Raw genomic sequence first — 16,789 nt, 5'->3', positions numbered from 1 at the left:
GTGTTTTCTTTTATTATTATGCTGTAATCCAAGCCTCATCAGCTGGATTTTTGCGCCATTCTTGCAGTTTCTTCGTTTCTGCTTCGCCGATCATACCTTTTTCTGCTGCTACTTCTGTAAGTGCACTGTAGTCGCTTAAAGAGTATGATGCAACATTTGCTGCTGCTAATTTTTCTTTTCCTGCTTCCAGTTCGTATGTGAAGATTGATACGATTCCTAATACTTCACAACCAGCTTCGCGAAGTGCCTCTACACAAGTAATTGCACTGCCGCCAGTTGAGATTAAATCTTCTACTACGACAACTTTTTGGCCTTTTTCTGCTTTACCTTCGATTTGGTTTCCTTTACCATGCCCTTTTGCCTTACTGCGTACATAACACATTGGTAAGTTCATACGATCGCTTACCCAAGCAGCATGTGCAATCCCTGCTGTTGCTGTTCCTGCAATAACCTCTACAGTTGGGAAGTGTGTTTGAATTAATTTTTCTAATCCTGCCGCAATCGCTTGACGTACTTCTGGATATGATAATGTTAAACGATTATCACAATAAATTGGTGATTTCATTCCAGAAGACCATGTAAATGGATCATTTGGTTGTAAGAATACTGCTCCGATATCTAATAAATGAGATGCGATTTGTTTTTTCATACTGTTACACCCTCCCACTGTTCTTTTACAATTTGATACGCTGCGCGTGGATTTTCTGCTTTTGTAATACTACGTCCTACTACGATATAACTAGAGCCTAGTTCACGCGCACGTTTTGGCGTTGCTACGCGAACTTGGTCATTTACATCATCGCTTGCAAGACGAATCCCCGGTGTTACTGTTACGAAAGCATCTCCGCATACTTCACGCAATTTTGGTACTTCCAGCGTTGAACAAACAACACCATCCAGACCGCTTTCTTTCGTTAATTTCGCATAATGAGCAACCGCTTCTTCTAACGTTTTCTCAATGCCGATCTCTTTTTTCATTACTTCTTCCGATGTACTTGTTAGTTGTGTAACTGCAATACAAATCGGTCTCTCTTTTCCTTCTTTCTTACCTTCCTCTAATCCCTCAAGCGCCGCTTTCATCATACTGCTTCCCCCAGCAGCATGAACGTTTACCATATCCACTTCTAAACTAGCTAAATTGCGCATTGCGCTTTTCACTGTGTTCGGAATATCATGAAGCTTCAAATCTAAAAAGATTTGATGTCCTTTTTCTTTTAGGTACGTAATAATAGCAGGTCCCTCTTTGTAAAACAGCTCCATACCAACTTTGACAAATAATTGTTCCCCTTCAAAGTGACTTAAAAACTGTTCTACCTCTGCTTTACCTGGAAAATCCAGTGCAACAATTAAAGATTGTGACATGTTTGCTTCCAGCTCCTTCCCTGACATTCCGAAATGTGTTCAAATCCTAATTCATCTAAAAGTGCTGGTAATTCTTCAATAATTGTTGGACATACAAACGGATCAACAAAGTTTGCTGTTCCAACTGCTACTGCACTTGCACCAGCGTAGAAGAACTCAATTACATCTTCTGCTGATTCAATACCGCCCATTCCGATAATTGGAATGTTAACAGCCTGACTCACTTCGTGCACCATACGAATTGCCACCGGCTTAATCGCTGGTCCAGATAGCCCCCCTGTACGGTTTGCTAAAATTGGTTTTGCTGTTTTTAAATCTAAACGCATGCCAAGCAATGTATTAATCATCGTTAATCCGTCCGCACCTGCATTTTCGATTGCCTTTGCAATCTCCACAATGTTTGCCACGTTCGGTGACAATTTCACATATACCGGTACTTCAGAAACCTCTTTTACTCGCTTCGTTAAATCAGCAGCAATTTCTGGGACTGTACCAAAAGCGATACCACCCGTTTTTACGTTTGGACAAGAAATATTTAACTCTAGCGCATGAACATTTGGCGCTTTCGAAATTTCCTTTGCTACGGCTACATAATCCTCAGCTTGTGAGCCCGCAACGTTCGCAATAATCGGAAGATCAAATTGTTCTAGCCATGGTAATTCAGACGTCATTACCTTTTCTAACCCTGGGTTTTGAAGCCCGATTGCATTTAGCATTCCGCCTGGTGTTTCTGCAACACGAGGAGTTGGATTTCCATAACGAGGTTGTTCTGTTGTTGCTTTAATCATGATTGATCCAAGTACACTTAAATCGTAGAACTGTGCGTACTCACGACCAAACCCGAAACAACCAGATGCCGGGATAATTGGATTCTTTAATGATAATCCTGGTAATTCAACTTGCAATCTGTTCATAGTACAACCTCCCCGATTGGAAATACTGGCCCGTCGCTGCACACCTTCTTGTAAGAATGTCCACTTGGATCTTCTTGCAAGTGGCATACACATGCGAAACACGCTCCAATCCCACAGCCCATACGTTCTTCTAATGAAATGTAGGCTTTTTTCTCTTTATAGCGGCCTTCTAATGCACGAAGCATTGCTAAAGGTCCACATGAGTATAAAATGTCAAAGTCAATTCCATACGCATCGATCACATCTGTTACAAATCCTTTTGTACCATGTGTACCATCGACTGTTGCGACATACGTATCACCAAGCTCTGCAAATTTCTCTTCATAGAAAACAACATCTTTTGTTTGGAAACCTAAGATGTGAATGACACGTACTCCTTTTGCAACAAGGCGTTGTGATAACTCATAAAGTGGTGGCACACCAATTCCGCCTCCTACTAAAAGAGCAGTTTGCCCTGCTTCCGCTTCTTCTACAGGAAATCCATGGCCTAATGGTCCTAATACATCTACAAGTTCACCTTGTTTTTTCTTTGCTAATGTTTTTGTTCCTTGTCCTTCCGCACGATATAGCATTGTAAATTCGTTATTTTCTTGATCAACATTACAAATACTAATTGGGCGGCGCAGCAGAGGCGTAATGCCTTCTGCTACTTTAATGTGTACAAACTGCCCTGGTTCGTTCATTTGCTGTACAAGATCACCTTGAAGCACTAGTTCATAAATATTTTTTGCGATTTCTTTTTGGTTAACGACGATCATATTTTGCTTTTGCATCATGCACGTACCACCTCGTAACGCTCGGTTGGCGCAATTTCTTTCATTGCGTGAGCTGAAAATGTCATGGATTCTAGTACACGCAAGATTGCTCTTGTTGTATCAAGTGATGTTAAGCAAGCTACACCATTCTCTACAGACTCACGGCGAATACGGAATCCATCACGCGCTGGTTGTTTTCCTTTTGTTAGTGTGTTAATAACAAACTGTGCTTTTCCTTGACGAATGATATCAAGTAAGTTGTAGTCTTCAGAATCAATTTTGTTTACAACTTGCACCGGAATGTTTTGCTCTGTTAACGATTGTGCTGTTCCTGCTGTTGCTAATAAGTTATAGCCAATTTCATGGAAGCGTTTTGCAATTTCCATCGCTTCTTCTTTATCTTTATCCGCCACAGTAATGATTACTGATCCGTGCGTTGGAATGTTAATTCCTGAAGCAACAAGTCCTTTATATAGTGCTTTTTCAAGCGTTAAGTCTTTACCCATTACTTCGCCTGTTGATTTCATTTCAGGTCCTAATGTTGTATCAACTGAACGTAGTTTCGCAAATGAGAATACTGGAGCTTTTACATACACTTCATTCTCTTCTGGGCGATACCCAGTTTCATATCCTTGTTCTACAAGATTTTGACCTAAAATAACTTTTGTTGCGATATTCGCCATCGGTACACCTGTAATTTTACTTAAGAATGGTACTGTACGGCTCGCACGTGGGTTTACTTCAATTACATACACTTCGTCTTTGAATACTACAAACTGGATATTCAGTAAGCCAACAATGTTTAATCCTCTTCCAAGTGCAATTGTATTTTCGATAATTTGTTCTTTCAGTTTTGCAGATAAGCTTTGCGGTGGGTATACTCCAATTGAGTCACCAGAGTGAACTCCAGCGCGTTCAATATGTTCCATAATACCTGGAATGAATACATTTTCACCGTCTGAAATTGCATCTACTTCAATTTCTTTACCAACCATGTAACGGTCAATTAATACTGGATGATCTGCATGAACTTTTACTGCGTTTTTCATGTAGTGCAGTAGTTCTTCTTGACGATATACAATTTCCATTGCACGCCCACCTAGTACGTAAGATGGTCTTACTAATACTGGGTAACCAATTTCTTCAGCGATTGCTACCGCTTGTTCTACAGTCGTTGCTGTTTTACCAACTGGCTGTGGGATACCAAGCTGTGTTAAAGCTGCTTCAAACTTATCACGATCTTCTGCACGGTCTAAATCTTCAAGTGATGTTCCTAAAATCTTCACACCGTGTTCTTCTAATTTAGCAGCTAAGTTAATTGCCGTTTGTCCACCGAACTGAACGATAACACCTTCTGGCTTCTCTAAATCAATGATGTGCATTACATCTTCGATTGTTAATGGTTCAAAGTATAATTTGTCAGAAATACTGAAGTCTGTTGAAACTGTTTCTGGGTTATTGTTAATAATAATTGCTTCATATCCAGCTTCTTTAATTGCCCATACAGAGTGAACTGTTGCATAGTCAAACTCAACACCTTGACCAATACGGATTGGACCAGATCCTAGTACGACTACACTCTTACGATCTGTCACAATTGATTCGTTCTCGTCACCGTATGTGCTGTAGTAATATGGTGTTGCAGATTCGAACTCTGCCGCACAAGTATCTACCATTTTAAACACTGGTGTCATATTATTTTCTTTACGCATATCGTAAATTTCACGCTCTGTTTTATTCCAAGCAGCTGCAATGTAGTGATCACTGAAGCCCATTTTTTTCGCGTCTTGTAATACTTCCATATTTCCTACATTCGCTTTTACTTCGCGTTCCATGTTTACGATGTTTTCAACTTTTTGTAAGAAGAAGAAGTCCATTTCACACCATGAGTTAATTTCTTCTTTTGTTACACCTTGACGAATTGCTTCTGCTACAACGAACAGACGCTCATCATCTGCTTTCACAATACGTTTTTTCATCGTCTCTTTATCAAGTTCTTTTAAGTGATTTAACTCTAGGTGATAAATACCAAGCTCTAAAGAACGAACAGCTTTTAATAATGATTCTTCTAAGTTACGCCCGATAGACATAACTTCACCCGTTGCCTTCATCTGTGTTCCAAGCGTTCTGTTTGCTGATTCAAACTTGTCAAATGGCCAACGTGGAATCTTAGAAACAACATAGTCTAATGCTGGTTCGAAACACGCATATGTTTTCTGTGTAACTGGGTTTACAATTTCATCTAATGTTAAACCGACTGCAATTTTCGCTGCTAATTTTGCAATCGGATATCCTGTTGCTTTTGATGCTAATGCAGATGAACGACTTACACGTGGATTTACTTCGATTACATAGTACTGGAAGCTATATGGATCAAGCGCAAGCTGAACGTTACATCCACCTTCAATTCCTAGTGCACGAATAATTCTTAATGAAGTGTTACGTAACATTTGATATTCACGATCACTTAACGTTTGGCTTGGTGCAACAACGATAGAATCCCCTGTATGCACACCAACTGGATCAATGTTTTCCATATTACATACTACGATGGCATTATCATTGGAATCACGCATTACTTCATATTCAATTTCCTTGCAACCAGCAATACTTTTTTCTAATAAACATTGTGTTACTGGGCTATGTTTTAAACCACTTGTTACGGTTTCAATTAATTCTTCTTCGTTATGACAAATACCGCCGCCAGTTCCTCCTAATGTGAACGCTGGACGAACGATTACTGGATAACCAATTTCTTTTACAAAGTCATATGCTTCATCAAGCGTATGAATGATTTCACTTGGTGGTGTTGGTTCATTTAATTCTTGCATTAATGTACGGAATAGGTCACGATCTTCCGCTTGCTCAATTGCTGATAATTTTGTTCCTAAAATTTCAACTCCGCACTCTTCTAGTATGCCTGATTTTGCAAGTTCAACAGCCATATTTAGTCCCGTTTGTCCGCCTAGTGTCGGCAAGATTGCATCTGGGCGTTCTTTACGAATAATACGGCTTACAAATTCTAATGTTAATGGTTCAATATATACTTTATCTGCTGTTGCAGTGTCAGTCATAATTGTTGCTGGGTTAGAGTTCACAAGGATTACTTTGTAACCTTCTTCTTTAAGAGATTGACAAGCTTGTGTTCCAGAGTAGTCAAACTCCGCTGCTTGCCCGATTACAATAGGTCCTGATCCGATTACTAAAATTGTGTTAATGTCTAGGCGTTTTGGCATAACTCTTCCCCTTCTTTCTTGAAGTTTTCAATCATTGTTAAGAAATCTTCGAATAAATCATTTGCATCTTCTGGCCCTGCTGAAGCTTCTGGATGATATTGCACTGTAAATGCTGGGAACTTCGTATGACGAAGACCTTCTACTGTTCCATCATTTAACGCTACATGTGTAATTTCAAGATCTGTACTTTTAACTGATTCTTCTTCTACTGCGTAACCATGGTTTTGAGAAGTAATGGCTACTTTTCCAGTTGCAAGATGCTTTACTGGATGATTTAAACCACGGTGACCGAATTTTAACTTGCTTGTATTTGCACCAGATGCTAGAGCGAACAATTGATGTCCAAGGCAAATCCCGAATAATGGTACTTTTCCGATAATGTCTTTTAGCATTTCAATTGCTTCTGGTACATCTTTTGGATCTCCAGGTCCGTTACTTAGCATAATTCCATCTGGGCTAAGGCGTAAAATCTCTTCAGCCGTTGTATTGTAAGGTACAACAATTACATCACAGTCACGTTTATTTAGTTCTCGTAAAATACCATGCTTCATACCGAAGTCTACAAGTACAACGCGATGGCCACGGCCTGGACTTGGATATGGATCTTTTGTTGATACGCGTTTCACATGATCTGTAAAGACTGTCGCTTTTAATTGGCTAACGATGTACTCTACATCCGCATCCATGTTGCAAAGACGTCCGCGTAATGTTCCATATTGACGAATTTTTCGTGTTAATTTTCTTGTATCAATTCCTGCTAATCCTGGAATATTTCTTTCTTTTAAATAATCATCTAACGAAATTTCATTACGGAAGTTAGATGGGTGATCACAAATTTCGTTTACTATTAAACCATTTACAGATGGATGAATTGATTCGAAATCATCACGGTTAATGCCGTAGTTTCCGATTAATGGATACGTAAATGTTACAATTTGACCGCAGTATGATGGATCAGATAATGTTTCTTGATATCCAGTCATTCCAGTTGTAAATACAACCTCACCTGACTTTTCGATTTCTCCTCCGAAACCTTTTCCAATTAATACTGTTCCATCTTCTAAGATAAGTTGTCTTTTCATACTAATGCACTCTCCTTTTGCCATGCGATCTTACCGCCAACGATTGTCATAACCGGCCAGCCTTGACATTTCCAGCCTGCGAATGGCGTATTTTTTCCTTTTGATAAGAATGTTGTTGGATCAATCTCTTCTTCATTATCTAAATCGATTATTGTAATATCAGCAGCTCTTCCTTCTTGTAAGCGGCCTGCTTCTAAACCAAATGTGTCAGCTGGTTTTTCTGTTAAGAATTGAATTAACTGTTCTAATGTGATAATTCCCTTTTTCACAAGGTTTGTATATAGTAGTGGGAATGCTGTTTCAAAACCAGTAATTCCAAATGGCGCTCTTTCAATACCTTGTGCTTTTTCTTCTGCTGTATGCGGTGCATGATCTGTTGCAATTATGTCGATTGTTCCATCTAATAATCCTTCAATTAAAGCCTCATGATCTTCTTTTCCACGAAGCGGTGGATTCATTTTAAAGTTTGGATCCATACCTGGGATATCATCTTCACATAATACTAAGTGATGCGGTGTTACTTCTGCGGTTACTTTAATTCCAGCACGCTTTGCATCACGAATCACACGTACAGATCCTTTTGTACTTACGTGACATACGTGATAGTGACACCCTGCTGCTTCTGCAAGTAATATGTCCCGGGCAATATGTACGGACTCACATACTGATGGGATACCGTTTAAGCCGTGTTTCTCAGAAAACTTGCCTTCATGTACACACCCTTTATTGATTAGCGTATTTTCTTCGCAGTGTGCAACAACTGCCATATTTAATTTTGCTGCACGCTTCATCGCTGCCAGCATCATGCTTGCATCCTGTACGCCTACTCCATCATCAGTAAACGCGAATGCTCCAAGTTCTTTTAATGTTTCAAAGTCTGTCATTTCAGAACCTGCTTGGCGTACTGTAATCGCTCCATATGGCAGTACATTTACATGTGCTTTTTCTTTAATTCGTTTTTGCAAGTCTTCCATATGTTCTCTGCTGTCTGGTACTGGACGTGTATTTGGCATTGCGCAAATTGTTGTAAATCCACCTTTTGCTGCTGCAAGTGTACCTGTTTCAATTGTTTCTTTATGTTCACCACCTGGTTCGCGAAGATGAACGTGTACATCTACTAATCCAGGTGCAATTAATTTTCCGTTTACATCGATTACTTCAGCATTATCTGCCGTAATATTTTCTGCTACTTTCGCAATTTTACCGTCTTGTACGAGAAGATCTGTTGCTACGATTTTTCCTTCTTCATTCAAATAACGTCCATTTTTAAATAAATAGTTCATGTTTTATTCCTCCTAATACATTTGGTAATGCGCGTTTTAGTACAGCCATTCTTACGTAAACTCCATTTTCCATCTGTTTGAATATGCGTGAACGCTCACACTCGACGAGTTCACTTGCAATTTCCACATCACGGTTTACAGGAGCTGGATGCATAATAATGCTTCCTTGTTTCATACGCTTTTCTCGTTCAATTGTTAGTCCGTGCTGCTCATGATACTCTTTCATGATATCTGTTTCATAATGATCATGACGCTCATGTTGTACACGAAGTAACATCATCACATCAACTTCTGGAACAAGTTCATCTAAACTTTTGTATGTTCCAAATGTGTTCGTTTCATCTTTCCACTCTTCAGGGCTAGCAAAGTAAATCGTTGCTCCTAGTTTTGTTAAAGCTTCAGCGTTAGAACGTGCTACTCGGCTATGGCGAATATCTCCAACAATCGCAATCTTTAATCCTTCAAATCCTCCAAACTCTTGTTTAATTGTTAGAAGATCTAGAAGACATTGCGTTGGATGATTTCCACATCCATCACCAGCATTCAAGATTGGAATGTTTACTTGATCCTTTAGCTCATCAAAGTAGCGATCTTGTTGATGGCGGATGACCACTGCTTTTGTTCCGATTGATTCAAGTGTTCTTATCGTATCGTAAAGTGTTTCTCCTTTTTGTACGCTAGAAGACTCTGCCGAGAAGTTCAGAACATCGAGCCCTAATCGCTTCTCTGCTACTTCAAAGCTAAAACGTGTTCTCGTACTGTTTTCAAAGAATAAGTTTGCAACAAACGTTTGCTCTTTCGTTCTTATTCCTTTTCCACTTGCGAAATCTTCTGCATCTTTTAGGATTTCTGAAATCTCCTGCTCCGATAATTCACTCATCGTTAACAAATGGTTCATTGTCATCCCTCATCTTTCTGATTTTTATCTTAGCATCTTTGAATTTATATAACAATAACTGCATAAAAATACCCTAGCCGTGCGAGACTAGGGTGTAACAAATTACACACCCTTTTCGGTCTCACAGGACTGAATTAAAAGGTTGTTTTTATGAAGCAATGTTCTTTGATTGTTGTTGTTTTTGTTTCAGTTCAGGTAGTACTAAGTTTAGGATTACCCCTACAATTGCTGCAAGAGCCATGCCTTCTACTTGGAATGATTGACCGATATGAAGCACTGCACCACCGATGCCAATTACAAGTATGACTGATGCTATTACTAAATTTCGTTTATCCCCGAAATCTGTTTTCTCATCTACCATCATGCGTAAACCGCTTGATGCGATAACACCGAATAGTAAGATTGAAACTCCGCCCATAACTGGTGTTGGGATCGAATGGATAAGAGCTGAAATTTTACCAATAAATCCGAACATGATTGCCAATATTGCTGATCCAACGAATAAATATACGCTGTATGCTCTTGTAATTGCAAGCACTCCAATATTTTCACCGTACGTCGTATTTGGCGGTCCTCCAATTGCTGAAGCAATGAATGTTGCAATTCCATCTCCCATAATAGAGCGGTGTAAGCCTGGCTTTTCAATTAAGTCTTTATTTATGACATTTCCAAGTACAATTTGATGTCCAATATGTTCTGAAACTGTAACGATTGCAACAGGTACCATTACTAATACTATTTTCCACGAAAATTCTGGTGTATATGTGACAAATGGCACTACGAAATCCGGTACATCAAACCATTTCGCTTCAATTACTGGTTTCAAATCGACTAAGCCTTGGAAGTAAGCAAAGATGTAACCGCCTATGATTCCTATTAAAACTGGTATGATGCTTAAGAATCCTCTTCCAAAGATTGAGCAGATGATTGTAATTGCTAATGTGACAAGTGCAACTGAAAAGTGTGTAAAGCTATATTTTCCATCTGCATTATTCATTGCCATATCTACTGCTGTATGTGCAAGCCCAAGTCCAATTACCATAACAACTGGACCAACTACGATTGGGGGCAAGAGATTCATAATCCAATTAGATCCAGATTTTTTAATCGCAAGTGCAATCAACATATAGACAAGTCCTGCCATCATTCCGCCAAGCATTGCTGCTCCTGGGCCGCCTGCTGCTTTTGCTGTAATAATCGGTGCAATGAATGCAAATGATGATCCGAGGTAAGCTGGAACTTGCCCTTTCGTGATTAGCAGGAATGTTAGCGTTCCTAGTCCGCTCGAGATTAAAGCAACTGCTGGGCTTAATCCTGTTAAAAATGGAACAAGCACTGTCGCTCCAAACATAGCGAATAGATGCTGTATACTTAACAGTAACCATTTTCCTGGTTTCGGTACTTCATGAATGTCTAACACTGGCTTTTGTTCCATTATTATATCCTCCTCCAATGTTGAAAACTTGCAATAAAAAAACTCTTTGCGCCCTATGCACAAAGAGTCCTATACTTTCATATGTCAAATTAGACATATGAAAGCCAAGACCCTTTGGCAGCCTCACAGGACTACATTTAAAAGGGCTTTATTTTTCGTATATGCTTACTCGATCTTGTTTGTCTGTTTCTTGAAGTCCTACTTCAATACGTTCTTCGCTTGATGTTGGAATGTTTTTTCCTACATAATCAGCGCGAATTGGTAGTTCACGGTGACCTCTATCTACAAGAACAGCTAACTGAATTTGCGATGGTCTTCCAATATCCATTAGAGCATCCATTGCAGCTCGCACAGTTCTTCCTGTATATAATACATCATCAACAAGGATAACTTTTTTATTCGTAATATCAACTGGAATATCCGAACCTTTTACAAGCGGTTCTTTATTTTTAGATTGCAGTGTTAAGTCATCACGATACAATGTAATGTCTAATTCACCAACTGCCATCTCTTTTCCTTCAATTTGACTAATTCGTTCTGCTAAACGCTGTGCGATAAAAATACCGCGTGTTTTAATCCCAACTAGAACACAATTTTCAACACCCTTATTGCGTTCTACAATTTCATGACTAATGCGTGTTAAAGCACGGCGAATCATTTGATCATCTAGTACCACTGCTTTTTCTTTCATGCTCTTCACCTCCAAGCTTTTTTCTTGCGTGAGAGGAATGGTATAAAAAAATCCTCTCGTCGTGTGCGAGAGGATTTTTTTGAAAAAGGGTATACGTACCCTACGTATTTCAAACCGTTACCTTCTCAACCTCACGGGGCTGTGTTAAAGGACTTATTCAACTGCTGTTATTATGGCAGTTTTTATAACGATTGTCAATATTATTTTCGCAACTCATCCAAAAGATCTACAAAAATTTGTGGAACTGGTGCTTCAAATTCTAAATATTCACCTGTACGCGGGTGAACGAAACCTAAAATACCTGCATGTAATGCTTGACCATTTATATCAAACGTTTTCTTTGGACCATATTTCGGGTCACCTGCAAGTGGGTACCCAATATATTTCATATGTACACGAATTTGATGCGTACGACCTGTTTCTAGTTGACACTCCACATGAGTGAAATTATTAAAACGCTCTAATACACGGAAATGAGTTACAGCATGTTTTCCATTTTCCTCAACAGTCATACTTTGACGATCTTGTTTATCACGTCCAATCGGCGCATCAACTGTTCCTTTATCATGCGGAATAACACCATGAACAATCGCTTGATAGCGTCTTGTTACTGTTTTTGCCACAAGCTGATTTACAAGCGCTTCATGTGCCATATCATTTTTTGCCACCATCAATAATCCAGACGTATCTTTATCAATGCGATGCACAATTCCTGGGCGCATTACACCGTTAATACCCGATAAATCTTTACAGTGATACATTAAACCATTTACTAACGTACCGCTCGTATGCCCTGGCGCAGGGTGTACAACCATGCCACGCGGCTTGTTTACGACAAGTACATCACTATCCTCATAATAAATTTCTAAATTCATATCTTCTGGAAGAATATCTAATGACTCTGGTTCTGGAATAGTAACTGTAATTTCATCATTTGTTTTTACTTTATAGTTCCCTTTGATGTCTTTTCCGTTTACGGTTACAACACCATCTTTAATCCATTGTTGCACTTGTGAACGAGACCATTCATTGTTCACCCCTGCAACAAATTTATCAATCCGTTCGTTTTTTTGCTCTTCTGTAACTGTTACTTGTACTACTTCGCTCATTATTTACTCCTTTGTTTTCTTTCCTTCTAGTAATGTTTGAATAATAATTAACGTAACACCAACACATAATGCCGAATCTGCAACGTTAAATACCGGGAAGTTGTATGAGAAAATATACGTATGAATAAAATCAACAACTTCTTTTCGGAATACACGATCAATAAAATTACCAATTGCTCCGCCTAGAATAAGTCCAAGCGAAATGCCGAGAAGCTTGTCTGTCTTTGCAAATTTTTGCATATAAATCACAATAAAAATAACAAAGATGACTGTGATAACATAAAAGAACCACATTCTATTTTCTAAAATGCCCCATGCAGCTCCGGTATTGCGGTGAGACGTTATGTACAGTACATTATCAATAATCGGAATACTCTCACCTAAATCCATTTCCTTTACGATAATCCATTTTGATACTTGATCAATGACAATCACAAATAATGCTATTAAATAATATATCATTTTCGTTTCCCCCACAATGACAGTGTACCTCAAAATTTTAGCATAGCTGCTATGTTTTCACAATGAAGCATCGTAAAGGAGCATAAAATAAAATGAATTAGGTAATATAATATTGTTGTCTTTAAATTGTTTTTACTTTTTCATAGAAACATTCATGAACTGTACGTGCTGTTGGCATACCTTTTAATTGTCTAAGTGTCATTCTTTGTCCGGTTTCTTCACAAATTCCATACATGCCTATTTCCATTTTCAAAAGTGCTCGCTCTACATCTTTTAAATCTTCTCTCATATCATGCAATAATAATTTATTTTTCACATCTATTTTGGCTATACCTAGCAATTCCTCTCCAAATTCTACATCATACGCATACGTCTCTTCTTTTGCTAATCGCTCCTGTAGCTCTCGTTGCATTAATTGTAGCTCTTCTTGAATCTCCATGTATGTGTCAGTCACAAGCGCGTCCCTCCCGGCTGGAATGTATCGTTAGTTTATCCGAAAAGCACACGATTACCGCACACACATTTTTCCTTCCAAGGAAGAAAAAAATCGACTGCCTACAAGGCAGTCGATTTTTTTCGTTTCATTATTTTACATAATGTTCTTTTACAACTTCTCCGCAGCGTTCACATAACGTTGGATGGTCTGCATTACTTCCTATTGTTTCAGATACAACCCAGCAACGTTCACACGTTTCACCAGTTGCTTGTGCTACAACAACAGCTGTATGTTCATATTTCGGTGCATCAGCTGGTGCTTCTTCCATTGTTCCACCAAGTTTATACTCAGAAACAATAAACAACTGTTTTAAATCTTCGCTAATAGACTCTAACATTTGTTTCATTTCTGCAGTTGGGAATAGGGTAATGCTCGCATTTAACGATTTACCAATTACTTTCTCATTACGTGCCACTTCTAACGCTTTTAATACATCATCGCGAAGTGTCATAAATGCATCCCATTTTACTTTTAACTCTTCCGCACCCTCTACTTCCATAGCTTCCGGCATATCAGTTAACTGGACGCTTTCTTCTACTACACCAGGAACATATGGCCATACTTCATCTGCTGTATGAGGTAAAATTGGCGTTACAAGTTTTGTTAATGCAACAAGAACATCATATAATACCGTTTGAATTGCACGGCGATCATGATTATTTTCTGCTTCGATATATAAAATATCTTTTGCAAAATCTAAATAGAATGAACTTAAATCAATTGTACAGAAGTTATGAATCGCATGATATACAGCTGCAAATTCATACGTTTCATAAGCATTTTTTACTTTTGTAATTAAGTCATTTAATTTCACTAACATGTAGCGGTCTACTTCGCGAAGTTCTGCAGCCGGTACCACATCTTTACTTGGATTAAAGTCAGCTAAGTTTCCTAATAAGAAACGGAATGTATTACGAATTTTACGATATACTTCTGCTACTTGTTTTAAGATATCATCAGAAATACGTACATCAGATTGATAATCAACTGAAGATACCCATAAACGTAAAATATCGCCGCCTAGTTGATCCATAATCTTCTTAGGTACAACAATGTTCCCGATAGACTTACTCATTTTACGACCTTCACCATCAAGTACGAAGCCGTGACTTAAGACACCTTTATACGGTGCTTTACCTGTTACCGCAACTGCTGTTGATAATGAAGAGTTAAACCAACCGCGATATTGGTCAGATCCTTCTAAATATAAATCAGCTGGACGCTGCAGGTCATCACGCTCTTCTAATACAGCTTGATGAGAAGAACCAGAATCAAACCATACATCCATAATGTCTGTTTCTTTACGGAATTCGCCATTTGGGCTAGATGGATGTGTAAAGCCTTCTGGTAATAAGTCTTTCGCTTCACGTTCGAACCATACGTTCGAACCATGTTCACGGAATAACTCTGCTACATGATTAATCGTTTCATCTGTAATAATTGGATCACCGTTTTCTGCATAGAATACAGGAATCGGAACACCCCACGCACGTTGTCGAGAAATACACCAGTCACCGCGGTCACGAACCATGTTATGAAGGCGTGTTTCACCCCATGCTGGTACCCATTTTGTTTCCTCTACAGCTTGTAATAATTCAGTGCGGAACGCTTCAATAGATGCAAACCATTGTGCAGTTGCACGGAAAATAATTGGCTGTTTCGTTCTCCAGTCGTGTGGATAAGAATGCGTAATAAATGTTAATTTTAATAACGCACCAACCTCTTCTAATTTTTCCGTGATTGGTTTATTTGCTTTATCGTAGAATAACCCTTCAAATCCAGGCGCTTCACTTGTTAATACACCTTTATCATCAACTGGACAAAGAACTTCTAAGCCATATTGTTTCCCAACAAGGAAGTCATCTTCCCCGTGTCCTGGTGCTGTATGTACACAACCTGTACCAGCATCTGTTGTAACGTGCTCACCAAGCATAACAAGAGAATCACGGTCATAAAATGGATGCTTAGCCACTGTATACTCAAGTTCGCTACCCTTTACTGTTTTAATAACTTCTGTGTTTTCCCACTCTAATGTTTTTGAAACTGCTTCAAATAGCTCAGAAGCAATGATATATTTTGCACCATCTACTTTTACAATGCTATATTCAAGTTCTGGATGAACAGAAATACCTAAGTTAGCTGGCAATGTCCAAGGTGTTGTTGTCCAAATAATGAACTTCTCGTCGCCTTCTAAAACATTTTTTCCATCTTTAACAGGGAATGCTACGTAAATAGATGCAGATTTTTTATCTTTATATTCTATTTCCGCTTCTGCTAATGCAGATTCACTTGTCGGAGACCAGTAAACAGGTTTTTGTCCTTTATAGATGTAGCCCTTTTTCGCCATTTCACCAAATACTTTAATTTGCTGTGCTTCGTACGCTGGCTTTAATGTAATGTATGGATTATCCCAATCACCACGTACACCTAAACGTTTAAATTGCTCACGCTGACGGCTTACTTGCTCATATGCGTATTCTTCACAAAGTTTACGGAACTCAGCAACTGTCATTTCTTTACGCTTAACGCCTTTATTTGTTAAAGCTTGTTCAATTGGTAAACCATGTGTATCCCATCCTGGTACATATGGTGCACTGTATCCAGTCATTGATTTGTAACGAACAATAAAGTCTTTTAACACTTTATTTAACGCATGTCCCATATGAATGTCACCATTCGCATATGGAGGTCCGTCATGTAGTACAAATAGCGGACGCCCCTTTGTACGTTCTTGTACTTTTTCATAAATGTTCATTTCAGCCCATTTTTCTTGCATTACAGGCTCACGTTTCGGTAAATTTCCACGCATTGGAAATTCTGTTTTTGGCATTAATAATGTATCTTTGTACTCCATGCTTAACTCCTCCTTAAATATATAAAAGAAAGGCATTTTTTCTAAATAAATGGAATAAAAAAGAGACCTTCTCATCCCCCAAAAAAGGGACGAGAAGGTCTCCCGCGGTACCACCCTAGTAGACTACTACATATAGCAATCCTCTTTATATTCTTAACGCGAATACACGCCTGCGCTTACTTTATTATTCAGCGAGGAACTCCAGGGTGATA

Annotated in this window: 14 protein-coding genes and 1 other annotated feature (1 of these 15 only partly in view); all 14 genes read right to left on the bottom strand. The window is 38.8% G+C overall.

Annotation, left to right across the window (positions count from 1 at the left end):
- Positions 1–16: 16 nt before the first annotated feature.
- The gene (gene pyrE / locus ACTDJC_RS04410) at positions 17–649 is read right to left on the bottom strand and encodes an orotate phosphoribosyltransferase (RefSeq protein ID WP_440602719.1); all 633 of its coding nucleotides are present in this window, start codon (positions 647–649) and stop codon (positions 17–19) included.
- A complete protein-coding gene (gene pyrF, locus ACTDJC_RS04405) occupies positions 646–1,362 on the bottom strand; it encodes an orotidine-5'-phosphate decarboxylase (RefSeq protein WP_098305510.1) in 717 nt (238 codons plus the stop codon). Before pyrF ends, pyrE begins: the two co-directional genes overlap by 4 nt.
- On the bottom strand, positions 1,347–2,276 hold the full coding sequence (gene pyrD, locus ACTDJC_RS04400) for a dihydroorotate oxidase B catalytic subunit (protein WP_098305512.1): 930 nt from the start codon (positions 2,274–2,276) through the stop codon (positions 1,347–1,349). The genes pyrF and pyrD overlap by 16 nt, the downstream gene beginning before the upstream one ends.
- On the bottom strand, positions 2,273–3,052 hold the full coding sequence (pyrK, locus tag ACTDJC_RS04395; RefSeq protein ID WP_154710752.1) for a dihydroorotate oxidase B electron transfer subunit: 780 nt from the start codon (positions 3,050–3,052) through the stop codon (positions 2,273–2,275). Before pyrK ends, pyrD begins: the two co-directional genes overlap by 4 nt.
- A complete protein-coding gene (gene carB / locus ACTDJC_RS04390; protein ID WP_440602718.1) occupies positions 3,049–6,267 on the bottom strand; it encodes a carbamoyl-phosphate synthase large subunit in 3,219 nt (1,072 codons plus the stop codon). The genes pyrK and carB overlap by 4 nt, the downstream gene beginning before the upstream one ends.
- Positions 6,252–7,349 carry a carbamoyl phosphate synthase small subunit gene (locus ACTDJC_RS04385; protein WP_098305518.1) on the bottom strand — a complete coding sequence of 366 codons (1,098 nt, stop codon included), beginning with the start codon at positions 7,347–7,349 and terminating at the stop codon, positions 6,252–6,254. Before ACTDJC_RS04385 ends, carB begins: the two co-directional genes overlap by 16 nt.
- Positions 7,346–8,632: a dihydroorotase gene (gene pyrC / locus ACTDJC_RS04380; protein ID WP_440602717.1), complete on the bottom strand. Its 1,287-nt coding sequence runs from the start codon at positions 8,630–8,632 to the stop codon at positions 7,346–7,348. The genes ACTDJC_RS04385 and pyrC overlap by 4 nt, the downstream gene beginning before the upstream one ends.
- Entirely contained in the window at positions 8,616–9,530 is a 915-nt protein-coding gene (locus ACTDJC_RS04375; protein WP_253630243.1) for an aspartate carbamoyltransferase catalytic subunit, read from the bottom strand. Before ACTDJC_RS04375 ends, pyrC begins: the two co-directional genes overlap by 17 nt.
- Positions 9,531–9,678: 148 nt before the next feature.
- On the bottom strand, positions 9,679–10,965 hold the full coding sequence (locus tag ACTDJC_RS04370; protein WP_440602716.1) for a solute carrier family 23 protein: 1,287 nt from the start codon (positions 10,963–10,965) through the stop codon (positions 9,679–9,681).
- 148 nt (positions 10,966–11,113) lie between these two features.
- A complete protein-coding gene (pyrR, locus tag ACTDJC_RS04365; protein WP_098305526.1) occupies positions 11,114–11,656 on the bottom strand; it encodes a bifunctional pyrimidine operon transcriptional regulator/uracil phosphoribosyltransferase in 543 nt (180 codons plus the stop codon).
- Positions 11,657–11,856: 200 nt separating this feature from the next.
- Entirely contained in the window at positions 11,857–12,765 is a 909-nt protein-coding gene (locus ACTDJC_RS04360; RefSeq protein ID WP_098305528.1) for an RluA family pseudouridine synthase, read from the bottom strand.
- A 3-nt stretch (positions 12,766–12,768) separates the two neighbouring features.
- Positions 12,769–13,227 carry a signal peptidase II gene (lspA, locus tag ACTDJC_RS04355; protein WP_098305530.1) on the bottom strand — a complete coding sequence of 153 codons (459 nt, stop codon included), beginning with the start codon at positions 13,225–13,227 and terminating at the stop codon, positions 12,769–12,771.
- Positions 13,228–13,348: 121 nt separating this feature from the next.
- Positions 13,349–13,681, bottom strand: a complete 333-nt coding sequence (locus ACTDJC_RS04350) for a molecular chaperone DnaK (protein ID WP_098305532.1) — start codon at positions 13,679–13,681, stop codon at positions 13,349–13,351.
- 130 nt (positions 13,682–13,811) lie between these two features.
- On the bottom strand, positions 13,812–16,577 hold the full coding sequence (gene ileS, locus ACTDJC_RS04345) for an isoleucine--tRNA ligase (protein WP_440602715.1): 2,766 nt from the start codon (positions 16,575–16,577) through the stop codon (positions 13,812–13,814).
- Between the two features lie 82 nt (positions 16,578–16,659).
- Positions 16,660–16,789, bottom strand: a binding site (T-box leader); it runs 90 nt beyond the window's last position.

Origin of the sequence: Bacillus sp. GB_SG_008 (genome assembly GCF_052038115.1) — a bacterium.
In the GTDB taxonomy this organism is placed as follows: domain Bacteria; phylum Bacillota; class Bacilli; order Bacillales; family Bacillaceae_G; genus Bacillus_A; species Bacillus_A rhizoplanae.
This window is presented reverse-complemented; position numbering and strand designations above follow the sequence as displayed.

What these genes read in the sequence shown, in the direction of transcription:
- lspA (WP_098305530.1), bottom strand. Translation starts at nt 13,227, where the DNA reads ATGATATATTATTTAATAGCATTATTTGTGATTGTCATTGATCAAGTA.
- pyrF (WP_098305510.1), bottom strand. Translation starts at nt 1,362, where the DNA reads ATGTCACAATCTTTAATTGTTGCACTGGATTTTCCAGGTAAAGCAGAG.
- ACTDJC_RS04375 (WP_253630243.1), bottom strand. Translation starts at nt 9,530, where the DNA reads ATGAACCATTTGTTAACGATGAGTGAATTATCGGAGCAGGAGATTTCA.
- pyrC (WP_440602717.1), bottom strand. Translation starts at nt 8,632, where the DNA reads ATGAACTATTTATTTAAAAATGGACGTTATTTGAATGAAGAAGGAAAA.
- pyrE (WP_440602719.1), bottom strand. Translation starts at nt 649, where the DNA reads ATGAAAAAACAAATCGCATCTCATTTATTAGATATCGGAGCAGTATTC.
- ileS (WP_440602715.1), bottom strand. Translation starts at nt 16,577, where the DNA reads ATGGAGTACAAAGATACATTATTAATGCCAAAAACAGAATTTCCAATG.
- ACTDJC_RS04385 (WP_098305518.1), bottom strand. Translation starts at nt 7,349, where the DNA reads ATGAAAAGACAACTTATCTTAGAAGATGGAACAGTATTAATTGGAAAA.
- pyrK (WP_154710752.1), bottom strand. Translation starts at nt 3,052, where the DNA reads ATGATGCAAAAGCAAAATATGATCGTCGTTAACCAAAAAGAAATCGCA.
- ACTDJC_RS04360 (WP_098305528.1), bottom strand. Translation starts at nt 12,765, where the DNA reads ATGAGCGAAGTAGTACAAGTAACAGTTACAGAAGAGCAAAAAAACGAA.
- pyrD (WP_098305512.1), bottom strand. Translation starts at nt 2,276, where the DNA reads ATGAACAGATTGCAAGTTGAATTACCAGGATTATCATTAAAGAATCCA.
- ACTDJC_RS04370 (WP_440602716.1), bottom strand. Translation starts at nt 10,965, where the DNA reads ATGGAACAAAAGCCAGTGTTAGACATTCATGAAGTACCGAAACCAGGA.
- carB (WP_440602718.1), bottom strand. Translation starts at nt 6,267, where the DNA reads ATGCCAAAACGCCTAGACATTAACACAATTTTAGTAATCGGATCAGGA.
- pyrR (WP_098305526.1), bottom strand. Translation starts at nt 11,656, where the DNA reads ATGAAAGAAAAAGCAGTGGTACTAGATGATCAAATGATTCGCCGTGCT.